This window comes from Azospirillum lipoferum (assembly GCF_024170005.1).
Lineage (GTDB): Bacteria > Pseudomonadota > Alphaproteobacteria > Azospirillales > Azospirillaceae > Azospirillum > Azospirillum lipoferum.
In genome coordinates this window covers 87,427-101,746 of sequence record NZ_JALJXJ010000008.1, presented here as the reverse complement: position 1 = coordinate 101,746, position 14,320 = coordinate 87,427, and the positions used below count along the sequence as shown (strand labels likewise).

Here is a 14,320-nt window from a genome sequence, read left to right as displayed (position 1 = left end):
ACATAGTCCACCGCCCCTCCCCAACCGGAACCGCCCGTGATGACCGATCCCCGCCTGTTCGTGTTCGGCCCCGGCTACAGCGCCCGCGTCTTCGCCGATCGGCTGCGCGCCGAGGGATGGCGCATCGCCGCCACCTGCCGCAGCGAGGAGAAGAAGGCGGAGTTGGAAGCCCAGGGCATCGAAGCCTTCCTGTTCGACCGCGGCCGGCCGCTGGCGGATGCCAAGGCGGCGCTGGCCGGCACCACCCATCTGCTGGTCAGCATCCCGCCCGACGGCAAGGGCGACCCGGTGCTGGACCAGCATGCCCGCGATCTGGCCGACCTGCGCACCCTGGACTGGGCCGGCTATCTGTCCACCACCGGCGTCTATGGCGACACCGGCGGCGAGTGGGTGAGCGAGGCGTCCTGGCTGAAGCCGACCGGCGAGCGGCAGAAGCGGCGGGTGGAGGCCGAACGCGGCTGGCTGAACCTGTACCGCCAGTATGGCGTGCCGATGCATCTGTTCCGGCTGGCCGGAATCTACGGCCCCGGCCGCAGCGCCATCGATTCGGTGCGCGACGGCATCGCCAAGCGGGTCGACAAGCCGGGTCAGGTCTTCTGCCGCATCCATGTCGACGACATCGCCGGCACGCTGCGCGCGTCGATGGCGCGGCCGACGCTGGGCGCCATCTACAACGTCGCCGACGACCTGCCGAGCCCGTCGCACGAGGTGGTGGAGTATGCCTGCCGCCTGCTGGGGGTGGAGCCGCCGCCGCTGGTGCCCTTCGATCAGGCGGAGATGTCGCCGATGGCCGCCAGCTTCTACACCGACTGCCGCCGGGTGAAGAACGACCGCATCAAGCGCCAGCTCGGCGTCACCCTGTCCTATCCCGACTATCGCGCCGGGCTGGAGGCCCAGCTGGCGGCTGGGCTGTAACCAAGAGCAGGGGCAAAAGGTAAAGCTAAGGTTACAAAACAATTCCCCGACATATGCCAGTAATCATAACACTCGATCGAAGACACGCGTGGCATTAGCAAAAGATATTTAATAATCTCGCGGGATCATAAGCGCCCAGCCGACGACCATCCCGCGAGGTGTTGTGCGCATGAACAGCACGCCGACGGCCACCCTCTCCAGTCCACCCGCCAGCCCTTCGCCGGGCGGGGACGGCGTGGATACCGCCGCCTTCCGACGCCAGATGGACGAGGTCGTCGCCCGCATCCCCATGCACGCCATCCGGTCGGTGCTGGACGCGGTCGAAGGAGCAGCCAGTCCGAATGCCGAGCGGGCGCGACATCTGCGCGATGCGCTGGTCGACCATTTCAACCGCCTGCGGCCGATGAAGGCGCGGCGGCTGTTCACCAGCCTGTTCGAACCCTTCCTGGTCGACGATCCCATCCTCTACCGCTCGCCTGAGTCGGTGCCGGCGCTGGTCCAGCGGGTGGACATGGGCGGCATCTGGGCGGCACTGGCCCGCCATGCCTTTCCGGGACTGGCGGCGGAGGTGCAGAGCCGGCTCGACACCATGGCACGCGAGGCGATGCTGGACGCCGTGCTGGCCAGCCCCGACGCGATGGTGATGCGCGAGCTGATGCGGAAGGAGGCGCTGGACTTCCTCTATGCCATGGCCGGCGACCGCAAGCTGACCGACCGGTTCCTGGCGCTGGCCAATGACGAGGCGCTGCACGACGCCCGGCTGCGCACCCAATATCTCGGCCGCAAGGCGCCGATCGACGGCGACCTGCTGGGCTTCGTCCGCGCGCTGCTGGAGCACAACGCGGTGCTGGTGCCGCTGACCGAGCGGATGCGCCGCGACATCGAAGAACTGCGGATGGGGGAGATGCAAGGCGCCTCCGATCCCCGGTCGGCCGAGGTCGATTGCCAGTCGGCGCTGATGGTCGGCTTCGTCCGCCGGGTGCGCGACCTCGGCCTCCCCTTCCGCGACCAGTCGCAGCTGCTGGCCTGGTTCGCCCCGCTCTACGGCCTGAACGTCAAGCGGCGGTATGATGTGTTCCTGCGCCATGTCCGCGAGCATGGCGGACCGGCAGTGCGCGAGTCGCATCCGCTGCTGCGCGCCCTGCTCTGCCATTTCCACGCCGCCTGCACCACCATCCGCGAGGTGGTGGACGGCATGTTCGGCGACATGGACATCCAGGATGGCGGCGTGCTGTCGGCACCTGTCCCGACCCGCGCCCTGCTGCACGAGGCGGTGGAGCGGTTCGACCGGGCGCTGACCGCGCTGGCCGGCACCGGCTTCCTCGCCAGCCGCTCCACCGGCCCGGCCTTGCGGGCGGAACTGGCGGCGGTCAGCCGGGAGTTGACCGGCACGGTGATGCCGGCGCTGGCCGCCCGGCTGCAGGCGGCGATGAACGCCCGCCACGCCCCGGTTCCCGACCACGAGGACATCGTCTGGCTGCTGGAGCTGGTCTGGCGCTGGGGCCGCTATCTTGGCGCCGCAGGCTATGCCAACCCGGAACTGAAGTCGCTGCGCCTCTATGCGGTGGAGACCGGACGCCTCGCCTTCCTCCACGCGATGAAGGCCGAACCGCAGGAGAAGCCGGCCCACCGCATGGCGCATATGCTGCGCATCCGCCGGCTGATGGTGGCGATGGGCGAGACGGTGGATGGCTGGATCAGCCCGGTCAGCCAGGGCCTGCATCGGGTCGTCCACAGCTATCTGGAGGCGGATGGAGAGATCGCGGCCGACGAATGGGCGGTGATCGACGCCTTCGTCGCCAGCGTCCGCCGCGAGCTGAGCCGGTCGCGCAACTGGCAAAGCGCCGACTTCGTCGACATTCTGCGGCTACATGAAGGGAGGCGGCGGGCGGAGGCGTGAATCCCCTTCGGCCGAAGGCCTTAGCCGCAACAATTTGGTTCGACGCAACCGTCGATGTGGTATGATGCGCGCCCGCTCGGGGCGGGACGGCTGGGAAAAACAGCCCGAAACCCCGGTGGTTCCGCTTTCCGGTCACTCCTCCCGTCGAGACGACACCAGCATGAACATCACCATCGAACGCGCCGCCCTTCTCCGTTCCCTGGGTCACGTGCAGAGTGTGGTCGAGCGGCGGAACACCATTCCGATCCTGTCCAACGTCCTGCTGCGCGCCGGCGACGGCGAACTGTCGCTGGCCGCCACCGACATGGACCTGGAGATCGTGGAGACCGTCCCGGCGACGGTCGGGCGTCCCGGCGGCACCACCGCTCCCGCCCACACCCTGTTCGACATCGTCCGCAAGCTGCCCGACGGCAGCCAGGTGGAGCTGGACATCGGCGGCGACGGCACCGTCCTGACGCTGCGCGCCGGCCGCTCGCAGTTCAAGCTGTCCTGCCTGCCGGTGGAGGATTTCCCGCAGCTGTCCAGCGGCGACCTGAAGCATAATTTCTCGGTCGCCGCCGCCGACCTGCGCGGGCTGATCGACCGCACCCGCTTCGCCATCTCCACCGAGGAGACGCGCTACTACCTGAACGGCATCTACCTGCACGCCGCCAAGAGCAAGATGGGCAGCCTGGAGACGCCGGTGCTGCGCGCCGTCGCCACCGACGGCCACCGGCTGGCGCGGGTCGAGATGCCGCTACCGGACGGCGCCGAGGGCATTCCCGGCGTCATCATCCCGCGCAAGACCGTCACCGAGATCCGCAAGCTGGTGGACGAGGCCGCCGACCGCATCGAGCTGTCGCTGTCCGACAACAAGATCCGCTTCGGCTTCGACAGCGTCGTCGTCACCTCTAAGCTGATCGACGGCACCTTCCCCGACTATGAGCGGGTGATCCCGGTCGGCAACGACAAGGTGATGGAGGTGGACGCCAAGCTGTTCGCCGCCGCCGTCGACCGCGTCGCCACCATCTCCACCGAGAAGAGCCGGGCGGTGAAGCTGTCGCTGGTCCGCGGTGCGCTGACCCTGTCGGCCACCAGCCCGGAATCGGGCAGCGCCACCGAGGAGCTGGAGGTCAATTACCAGGAGTCCCCCCTGGAAATCGGCTTCAACTCTCGCTATCTGCTGGACATCACGCAGCAGATCGAGGGCGAGGGCGCCCAGTTCACGCTGGCCGACGCCGCGTCGCCGACCATCATCCGCGACGTCGCCGACTCCACCGCGCTCTACGTCCTGATGCCGATGCGCGTGTGATGGGACTGCGGGGATCCTCCCCGCCCCAGGCGGAACGGACCAGTTGCAGCACACGGCAGTCTCGATGAGCGGCGGCACCCCGGTGTCCGCCGCAACTCCGGCTTTGACTCCGGCCCAGGCCCCGGCGTTGTCCGTCCGGCGGATGACGCTGACGCGCTTCCGCGGTTATGCCTCGGCACGGCTGGAACCCGACCACCGTCCCGTCGCGCTGATCGGCCCGAACGGCGCCGGCAAGACCAATCTGCTGGAAGCCGTCAGCTTCCTCGCCCCCGGCCGGGGCATCCGCGGCGCCCGGCTGGCCGAGGTGGAGCGGCTGGGCTCGCCCCCCGGCGCCGGCTGGGCGGTGGCGGCGACGCTTGACACCCCGCTGGGTCCGGTGGAGATCGGCACCGGCCGCGAACCCCATGACGGCAACCGGAACTCGGACCGCGACCGCCGGCTGGTCCGCATCGACGGCCATCCGGCCAAGGGCCAGACGGCGCTGGCCGAACATGTCGCCATGGTCTGGCTGACGCCGCAGATGGACCGCCTGTTCCTCGAAGGCTCGAGCGGACGGCGCCGCTTCCTCGACCGGCTGGTCTTCGGCTTCGACCCCGCCCATGCCGGGCGGCTGTCGCGCTACGAGCATGCGCTGCGCGAACGCGCCCGGCTGCTGCGCGACGGCCGCTTCGACGAGGGCTGGCTCGGCGCGCTGGAGGACCAGATGGCGACCACCGGCATCGCCGTCGCCGCGGCGAGGCGCGAGGTGGTGCAGCGGCTGCGCGCCGCCTGCGCCCGCTCGGTCGGCCCCTTCCCCGGCGCCGACCTCGCCGTCGCCGGCACGGTGGAACGCTGGCTGGACGAAGGTCCGGCGCTGGCGGCGGAGGATGCGCTGCGCGACAGCTTGCGCGCCGGACGCCGCGCCGATTCAGACGGCGGCGGCGCCACGGTGGGACCGCACAAGAGCGACCTCGCCGTCCGCCATGCGCCCAAGGACATGCCGGCGGCGCTGTGCTCCACCGGCGAGCAGAAGGCCCTGCTGATCGCCATTGTTCTGGCCAACGCCCGGCTGCTGGCGGCCGAACGCGGAGCGGCGCCGATCCTGCTGCTGGACGAGGTGGCGGCCCATCTCGACCCCGACCGGCGTGCCGCGCTGTTCGGCGAAATCCTGGCCTTGGGCGCCCAGGCCTGGATGACCGGCACCGACGAGGGGGTTTTCGACCCCCTTGGCGACGCTGCGCGGCGCTTCCGCATCGAAGACGCCCACATCCGCCCCGGATAGGGGTGGAAATCCTGGCGAAGGCCCGGAAAAAAAGCATGCTGACGCACGCTAAACCGCCGAATCCGCAACCGAATCTGTTATAGTCGACGCATGGCACAGGAAGCACTGAAGAACGACCTCCCGCAGTCGGAGCCCCAGCAGGCGGACTACGGGGCGGAGTCGATCACCGTTCTGCGCGGGCTCGATGCCGTGCGCAAACGCCCCGGCATGTACATCGGCGACACCGACGACGGGTCCGGCCTGCACCACATGGTGTACGAGGTGGTCGACAACGCCATCGACGAGGCACTGGCCGGCTATTGCGACAAGGTCGAGGTTCTGCTGAACGCCGATGGATCGGTCACGGTCCGCGACAACGGCCGCGGCATCCCGACCGACATCCATCCGGAGGAAGGCGTCTCGGCGGCCGAGGTCGTGATGACCCAGCTCCATGCCGGCGGCAAGTTCAACCAGAACAGCTACAAGGTCTCCGGCGGCCTGCACGGCGTCGGCGTCTCGGTGGTGAACGCGCTGTCGGAAACGCTGGATCTCCGCATCTGGCGCGGCGGCCGCACCTGGAGCATGCGCTTCCGCCATGGCAATGCCGAGGCGCCGCTGGCCGACGTCGGCGAGGCGCCGATGGTGCCGGAGAAGGGCAAGCAGCTGTCGGGCACCGAAGTCACCTTCATGCCCTCGGCCGAGACCTTCACCAACATCGAGTTCGATTTCGCCACGCTGGAACACCGGCTGCGCGAGTTGGCCTTCCTCAACTCCGGCGTCCGTCTGGTGCTGACCGACGCGCGCGGGGTGGAGCCGAAGGTGCAGGACCTGCATTACGAAGGCGGCCTGGAAGCCTTCGTGGGCTGGCTCGACCGTTCCAAGACGGCGCTGCATAAGCCGGCGATCACGCTGAAAAGCGAGCGCCCGACCGAGCATGGCGGCGTGGTGACGGTGGAATGCGCGTTGCAGTGGAACGACAGCTACCACGAGACGACGCTCTGCTTCACCAACAACATCCCGCAGAAGGACGGCGGCACCCATCTCGCCGGCTTCCGCGCGGCGCTGACGCGCGCCATCAACAACTACGCGGCCGAATCCGGCATCGCCAAGAAGGAGAAGGTCAACCTGTCGGGCGACGACGCCCGTGAAGGCCTGACCTGCGTCCTGTCGGTGAAGGTTCCGGATCCGAAATTCTCCAGCCAGACCAAGGACAAGCTGGTCTCGTCGGAAGTCCGCCCCGTCGTCGAGGCGGTGGTGGGCGAGGCTCTGGCCCAGTATTTCGAGGAGCATCCGGCCGACGCCCGCCGCGTCGTCCAGAAGGTGGTGGAGGCCGCCGCCGCCCGCGAGGCCGCCCGCAAGGCGCGCGAGATGACGCGGAAAAGCTCGCTCAGCATGTCGTCGCTGCCGGGCAAGCTGGCCGACTGCCAGGAACGCGACCCGGCGCTGTCGGAGCTGTTCATCGTCGAGGGCGATTCGGCCGGCGGCTCGGCCAAGCAGGGCCGCTCGCGCCAGTCCCAGGCCATCCTGCCGCTGCGCGGCAAGATCCTGAACGTGGAGCGGGCGCGGCTGGACAAGATGCTGGGTTCGGCGGAGATCGGCACGCTGATCGCGGCGCTGGGCACCGGCATCAGCGACGAGTTCAACGCCGACAAGGCGCGCTACCACAAGATCATCATCATGACCGACGCGGACGTGGACGGCAGCCACATCCGCACCCTGCTGCTGACCTTCTTCTTCCGGCAGATGCCCGACCTGATCGAGCGCGGCTATCTCTACATCGCCCAGCCGCCGCTCTACCGCATCAAGCGCGGCAATGCCAAGGAGCGCTACCTGAAGGACGACCGGGCGCTGGAGGAATATCTGGTCGAAGCGGCGCTGGGTGACCTGTCGGTCCGGCTGTCGGACGGCACGCTGCTGATCGGCGAGCAGCTGGCCGGTCTGGTCGAACAGGCCCGTACCGCGCGGCCGGCGATCGACACGCTGTCGCGCAAGGTCGGCAACGCCATGGTGGTGGAACAGGCGGCGGTCGCCGGCACCCTGTCCGCCACGCTTGCCGACGACAAGGCGGCGGCGGAAGCGGCTGCCAAGGCGGTGGCGGAGCGGATGAACGCGCTGGACGCCGAAGGCGGCTGGCGCGGCGAAGCCCTGCCCCAGGGCGGCTATGCCGTGATCCGCGCCCGGCGCGGCGTCACCCACCGCCACCTGTTCGACACCGACCTGCTGAAGAGCGGCGAGGCCCGCCGTCTCGACGGTCTGGCCGCCGACCTGAAGCGGGTGTTCGGCACCGCCGGCAAGGCGTTCGAGAAGCAGAAGGAGACCCGCGCGCTGACCGGCCCCGTCGCCCTGTTCGACACGGTGATGGAACTGGGCCGCCGCGGCGTCACCATTCAGCGCTACAAGGGCCTTGGCGAGATGAACCCGGACCAGCTGTGGGAAACCACGCTGGACCCGGCCAAGCGCTCGCTGCTGCAGGTTCGCGTCAGCCACGCCGACCAGGCGGAGGAGGTCTTCTCCACCCTGATGGGCGACATCGTCGAACCGCGCCGCGAGTTCATCCAGGACAACGCGCTGAAGGTGGCGAACCTGGACGTGTGATCGGTGTGGTTGGTCAGTTAAGCAAAAGATGAGAGCAGGGGGCGGAGTCGCCAAGGCTCCGCCCATTCTGTTTGCACCCGCGGATTCGGCCCCCCTCGGAGGAAGCCCGCGTGTTCCTACAGGCTCGTCATGCGCAAACGCAGCGCGTTGCCGATGACCGACACCGAACTCAGCGCCATGGCGGCGGCCGCGATGATCGGGCTCAGCGTCCAGCCGAACAGGGGATAGAAGACTCCGGCCGCCACCGGCACCCCGAGCGCGTTGTAGACAAAGGCCAGGAAGAGGTTCTGGCGGATGTTGCCCATGGTGGCACGGCTCAGCACCCGGGCCCGGGCGATGCCGGCGAGGTCGCCCTTCACCAGCGTCACGCCGGCGCTCTGGATTGCCACCTCCGTCCCGGTGCCCATGGCGACCCCGACGTCCGCTTCGGCGAGTGCGGGGGCATCGTTGACGCCGTCGCCGGCCATGGCGACCACGCGGCCTTCCGCCTTCAACTTCCGCACGATCTGATGCTTCTGGTCGGGCAGGACCTCGGCCTCGACCTCGTCGATGCCGAGGCGCCGCGCCACCGCCTCCGCGGTGGTCCGGTTGTCGCCGGTCAGCATGACGATGCGCACGCCATCGGCGCGCAACGTTTCCAGGGCGTGCGGCGTGCTCGCCTTGATCGGATCGGCCACCGCGATCACGCCGCCGGGGCAGCCGTCCACCGCGGCGAACAGAGCCGTCGCCCCCTCCCGCCGCAGCTCGTCGGCGCGTGCATCCAGGTCGCCCGCATCCAATTCGCCCAGGACCACGCCCCGGTCCCGCATCATCGCCGCATTGCCGAGCAGGACCTCGCGGCCGCCAACCCTCCCGACCACGCCCTTGCCGGTCACCGAGCCGAAGTCGGTGACCTCCTGCAACGGCAGCCCCCGCTCCCTGGCGGACGCGACGATGGCAGTTGCCAGGGGATGTTCGCTCGACCGCTCCAGACTGGCTGCCAGGGACAGCAGTTCCGCCTCGTCGATGCCGGCCGCCGGGACGACCGCGGTCACCCGCGGCTTTCCCTCGGTCAGCGTGCCGGTCTTGTCCACCACCAGCGTGTCGATTTTCTCGAACCGCTCCAGGCTCGCGGCGTCCTTGATCAGCACGCCCGCCGTCGCTCCTTTTCCCACCCCGACCATGATCGACATCGGCGTCGCCAGCCCCAGGGCACAGGGGCACGCGATGATGAGCACCGAGACCGCCGCGATCAGCGCGTAGGCGAAGGCGGGGTCCGGCCCCCAGACCATCCAGCCGGCAAAGGCGAGGAGGGCGGCCAGGATGACCGCCGGGACGAAGTAACCGGACACCACATCGGCCATCCGCTGGATGGGAGCGCGAGAGCGCTGCGCCTCGGCCACTATGGTCACGATGCGCGACAGCATGGTGTCGGAGCCGACCTTCTCGGCCCGCATCACCAAGGCGCCGGTCTGGTTCACGGTGCCGCCGATCACCTTGGCGCCGGGCTCCTTCTCCACCGGCATGCTCTCGCCGGTGACCATCGACTCGTCCACGGCGCTGCGGCCCTCGAGGACCTCGCCGTCCACCGGCACCCCGTCGCCGGGACGGACGCGCAGCCGGTCGCCGACCCGGATTTGGTCGAGGGGAACCTCCTCATCCTCACCGCTCTCCTTGATGCGGCGGGCCGTCTTGGGCGCCAGGTTCAGCAGCGCCCGGATGGCGCCGCCGGTCTGTTCGCGGGCGCGCAGTTCCAGCACCTGACCGAGCAGCACCAGCACGGTGATGACAGCGGCGGCCTCGTAGTAGACGGCCACCACCCCGTCCATGCCCCGGAAGCTCGCCGGGAAGAGACCGGGCAGGAAGGTCGCGGCCAAGCTGAAGAGGTAGGCAACGCCTATCCCGAGCGCGATCAGGCTGAACATGTTCAGGCTGCGCCGCCGGAACGATTGCCAACCGCGCTCCAGCAGCGGCCAGCCGGCCCACAGCACGACCGGCGTCGCCAGGAGAAACTGAATCCAAATCGAGATGCGCGGCGGCACCAGGTCATGCAGGCCAAGGGCCGGAATGTGGCTGCCCATCTCCAGGACCAGTAGCGGCACGCTGAGCACCAGGCCGATCCAGAAGCGCCGGGTCATGTCGACGAGTTCCGGGTTCGGCCCCTCTTCGAGGCTGGCACCCACCGGTTCCAGGGCCATGCCGCAGATCGGGCAGTTGCCCGGCCCCTCCTGACGGATTTCCGGATGCATCGGGCAGGTGTAGAGCACGCCCTTTTGAGGCGAGGCCTGCCCGGCCCGCTCCGGCGCCGCGGGCTTGGCCTCCGGCTTCAGATAGTGCTCCGGGGCGACGACGAACCTGTCGTGGCAGCGCGCAGAGCAGAAGTGGAAGCTGCGCCCATCATGCTCCGCGTGGTGCGCGGTCCGCTCCGGGTCGACCATCATGCCGCAGACAGGGTCTTTGACCATCCTATGGTCGTCGAGTCCTGCATGATGATGGTGACCATGATGGTCATGTCCGTGCTGATGACCATGGCCATGGTGCAGGTCGTTCATGTTCGCATCTCCCTTCGCAGGCCCGGCGTCGGCACCCTCCGGTGTTGCGCAGCGCCACATGGGTTTGGGGTATGGCGGCGACCTTGGAACCCATGCTCCGCCTTCCAGTGACTGGAAGGTCAATCCCGATGTGCAGGCTGAGGTTTCCCTCTCCTCAGTTCTTCGACCGCTCGCTCATGGCGATCAGCGAGGCCGCAGCCAACGTGGCGGGTTTCTTCCTGGCGCCCATCGCGCGCCTCCTGGTTCGGGGTAGCATGAGGCGGTGATCCTCATGCCACCTCTGGGGTCTCAGTGGCCGGCGTGGCCCATTTCAAAACGGGCCTGAACCGGCTTCTGGCCGGGCATGGTCAGGGCGGTGACCACCTTCACGCTGTCGTGGGACTCGCCCAGGTTGGCCTTTCCCTTGAGCGCATTGGCGCCTGCCGGTTCCAGCGCGACCTTCTGGGTCTGCTTGTTGGCCAGGATGGTGGCCTCGGCCTTGGCGCCGGCCACGTCGACCGGCTTGTCCGACCCATCGGTCACGTACAGGACGACGTCGTTGCCCTGGAGGACAAGCTCGGTGTGGTACGTCCCGGCGTCGGTCACCGGGCCGCCGTGCGGGCCGACGCTCGGACCATGCGCGAAGGCCGTGGCCGGGGCGGCGAACAGGGTGACGGCGACGAGGAGGGTCGAGAACTTCACGATAGGCTTTCCTTCTGAGTTGAACATGGTGGAGGGGTGGATCAGTAGGCTTCGGCCGGACGCAGCGACCCGGCTTGGGCGTCGACCAGATGCCTGAGCGGCTTTTCGCCGAGCCTGAGGAAGAGTACGGGGGTCAGGACCGTGTCGAGCAGGGTGGCGCTGACCAGGCCGCCGAAGATGGTGACGGCGACCGGGTGCAGGATCTCCTTGCCCGGCGCGTCGGCACCGATCATCAGCGGCACCAGGGCGACGCCGGCCGACAATGCTGTCATGAGCACCGGGGTCAGCCGCTCCTGGCTGCCGCGGATCACCATGGCCTTGCCGAAGCTTTCGCCCTCGTGCAGGACCAGGTTTATGTAATGGCTGACCTTCAGGATGCCGTTGCGGGTGCTGATGCCGGTCAGGGTGATGAAGCCGATCATCGAGGCGACCGACAGCGGCTGTCCGGCGATCCAGAGGGCTGCAACGCTGCCGATCAGGGCCAGCGGGACGTTGCCCATGATGATCAGCGTCAGCACCGCGGAGCGGTAGCGGCTGTAGAGCACCAGGAAGATCATCGCCAGCGACACCATCGACAGCACCGCGATGGTCTTGGACGCCTCCTCCTGCGCCTGAAAGGCGCCCTCCAGGCTGGTGAAGTAGCCGGGCGGCAGCGACGAGCGGCCGACCACGTCACGGATGCCCGCGACGATCTGCGCCATGTCCGTCTTGCCGTCGCTGTTGCCGAGGATGACGATGCGGCGCTTGCCGTTCTCCCGCAGGATCTGGTTCGGACCGTCGGTCTCCTCGACACTGGCAAACAGGCTGAGCGGCACCCGCCCCGCCGGGGTCTCGACCAGCAGGTTGGCCAGGCCGCTGGTGGTGCGGTCCTCGTCGGACAGCCGCAGCACCACGTCGAAGCGCCGGGTGCCGTCGACGATCTCCGACACCACCCGCCCGTTGGACAGGCTCTCCAGCGCGTCCGTCGCCATGGCCGGGGTGACGCCGTAGAGGGAAGCCCGCTCATAGTCGATCACGACCTGTACCTGCGGGATGCGGACCTGCTTCTCGATCTGCAGGTCGACCAGCCCGGGGATCGAGGTCAGCTTCTGCTGAAGCTGCCCGGCGAGGCTGCGCAGGGTGTCCAGATCCTCGCCATAGACCTTCAGGGCGATCTGGGCGCGGACGCCCGACAGCATGTGGTCGAGCCGGTGCGAGATCGGCTGGCCGATGTTGACCGACACCGGCAGCGCCGCCAGCCGCGCCCGCACATCGGCCAGCACCGCGGAACGGCTGCGCGCGGACGGCACCAGATCGACGTCGATCTCGCTGGAATGGACACCTTCGGCGTGCTCGTCGAGTTCGGCGCGGCCGGTGCGGCGGCCGACCGACGCCACCTCCGGCACCTGCATGATCAGCTTCTCGGCGGCAACGCCAACCCGGTTGGACTCGGCCAGGGAGATGCCGGGGTTCAGCACCATGGAGATGGTCAGCGTGCCCTCGTTGAAGGGCGGCAGGAAGGCGCGTGGCAGGCTCGGCACCGTGGCCGCGGCGATCACCACGGCGGAGCCTACGACGGCGAAGAGGGTGCCGGGGTTGGCGAGAGCCCACCCCAGCAGCCGGGCGTTGCCGGCTTTCAGCCGCCGGACCAGCCAGCTGTCATGCTCATCGAGCCGCTTCAGCTTGGGCAGCAGGTAGTAGGACAGCACCGGCGTGACGGTGATGGCGGTGACCAGGCTGGCGAGGATGGAGACGATGTAGGCCACGCCCAGGGGCGCGAACAGCCGCCCCTCGATGCCGGACAGGGCGAACAGCGGCACGAACACCAGGATGATGATGATCGTGGCGTAGACGATGCCGGAGCGCACCTCCTGCGAGGCCGCCGCCACCACCTCCAGGATCGAGCGCGGGTTGCCGGCCCGGCGGTTCTCGCCGAGGCGACGGTAGATGTTCTCCACATCGACGACGGCATCGTCGACCAGCTCGCCGATGGCGATGGCGAGGCCGCCCAGCGTCATGGTGTTGATCGACATGCCGAACGCCTTGAACACCAGCACGGTGATCAGGATCGAGATCGGAATGGCGGTCAGCGAGATCAACGTCGTGCGGACGTTGAGCAGGAACAGGAACAGGATGACGGCGACCACCACCACCGCCTCCTGCAGCACCTTCATGACGTTGTGGATCGAGGTGTCGATGAAGTTGGCCTGCTTGAACAGGATCTCGTTCGCCTTCACCCCTTTCGGCAGGAACTGCGCCAGATCGGCCAGGGCCTTCTCGACCTCGGCCGTCAGCGTCGTCGTATCGCTGCCCGGCTGCTTCTGCACCGACAGGATGACGGCCGGCTTGCCGTCCACCCCGGCGTCACCGCGCTTCACGCGGGCGGCGAAGTCGACATCGGCCACTTGGCGCAGATGGATGGGCTGCCCGGCCTTGTAGGCGACCACCAGGGTGCGCAGGTCCTCCAGCCGGGTCGTCCGGCCGATGTTGCGGATCAGATATTCTTCGCTGTGCTGGTCGATGAACCCGCCGCCGGTGTTCGCCGAGAACTGTTGAAGCGCTTTCACCAGCTCGTCGGTGGTGATCTCCAGGTCGTGCAGGCGTGCCGGGTCGGGAGCGACGTGGTACTGACGGATCTCCCCGCCGATCGGAATGACCTGACTGACGCCGGGGATGGCGAGCAGGCGGGGCCGAACCACCCAATCGGCGAGTTCGCGGACCTCCATCGGTCCGACACCGGTTCCCGGCTCGGCAGACATGGCGAGCAGCATGATCTCGCCCATGATGGAGGAGATCGGCCCCATCTGCGGCCGGACGTTCGGCGGCAACTGGCCCTGGACGATGGCCAGACGCTCGGCGACCTGCTGTCGGTTGCGGTAGATGTCGGTGCCCCAGTCGAACTCGACGAAGACAATGGACAGGCCGACACCGGAGACCGAGCGCACGCGGGTGATGCCCGGCATGCCGTTCATCGACGTCTCGAGCGGGAAGGTGACCAGCTGCTCGACCTCCTCGGGCGCCAGACCCTCGGCCTCGGTCATCAGCGTGACCGTGGGCTTGTTGAGATCGGGGAAGACGTCGACCGGCAGTCCCTTGAGGACGAAGGAGCCGTAGACGACCAGCAGCACGGCGGCGGCCAGCACGAACAGGCGGTTGCGCAGGCTGGTGTTGACGAGGACGTTGAACAT

8 protein-coding genes are annotated in these 14,320 nt (G+C 68.5%); 5 read left to right on the top strand and 3 right to left on the bottom strand.

Annotated features, from left to right (window positions below; translation table 11 throughout):
• Nucleotides 1-39: 39 nt before the first annotated feature.
• The 5 genes from J2848_RS18740 (at nucleotide 40) to gyrB (ending at nucleotide 7,941) form a co-directional block, all read left to right on the top strand.
• Nucleotides 40-915, top strand: a complete 876-nt coding sequence (locus J2848_RS18740) for an SDR family oxidoreductase (RefSeq protein WP_149234621.1) — start codon at nucleotides 40-42, stop codon at nucleotides 913-915.
• Between the two features lie 169 nt (nucleotides 916-1,084).
• Entirely contained in the window at nucleotides 1,085-2,815 is a 1,731-nt protein-coding gene (locus tag J2848_RS18735) for a hypothetical protein (protein ID WP_149234622.1), read from the top strand.
• Nucleotides 2,816-2,975: 160 nt separating this feature from the next.
• A complete protein-coding gene (dnaN, locus tag J2848_RS18730) occupies nucleotides 2,976-4,106 on the top strand; it encodes a DNA polymerase III subunit beta (RefSeq protein WP_149234623.1) in 1,131 nt (376 codons plus the stop codon).
• A gap of 64 nt (nucleotides 4,107-4,170) precedes the next feature.
• Nucleotides 4,171-5,367 (top strand): DNA replication/repair protein RecF, encoded by a 1,197-nt coding sequence (recF, locus tag J2848_RS18725; RefSeq protein WP_149234673.1) that lies wholly within the window; start codon nucleotides 4,171-4,173, stop codon nucleotides 5,365-5,367.
• A 90-nt stretch (nucleotides 5,368-5,457) separates the two neighbouring features.
• Complete coding sequence (gyrB, locus tag J2848_RS18720) at nucleotides 5,458-7,941, top strand: DNA topoisomerase (ATP-hydrolyzing) subunit B (protein WP_149234624.1); 2,484 nt, start codon at nucleotides 5,458-5,460, stop codon at nucleotides 7,939-7,941.
• A gap of 116 nt (nucleotides 7,942-8,057) precedes the next feature.
• Here gyrB and J2848_RS18715 read toward each other — a convergent pair whose 3' ends face one another.
• From J2848_RS18715 to J2848_RS18705, 3 genes are all read right to left on the bottom strand, one after another.
• Nucleotides 8,058-10,385, bottom strand: coding sequence for a heavy metal translocating P-type ATPase (locus J2848_RS18715; protein ID WP_246194331.1), 2,328 nt, complete (start codon nucleotides 10,383-10,385; stop codon nucleotides 8,058-8,060).
• A 375-nt stretch (nucleotides 10,386-10,760) separates the two neighbouring features.
• The gene (locus J2848_RS18710; protein WP_149234626.1) at nucleotides 10,761-11,153 is read right to left on the bottom strand and encodes a hypothetical protein; all 393 of its coding nucleotides are present in this window, start codon (nucleotides 11,151-11,153) and stop codon (nucleotides 10,761-10,763) included.
• Nucleotides 11,154-11,194: 41 nt separating this feature from the next.
• Entirely contained in the window at nucleotides 11,195-14,320 is a 3,126-nt protein-coding gene (locus tag J2848_RS18705) for an efflux RND transporter permease subunit (RefSeq protein ID WP_149234627.1), read from the bottom strand.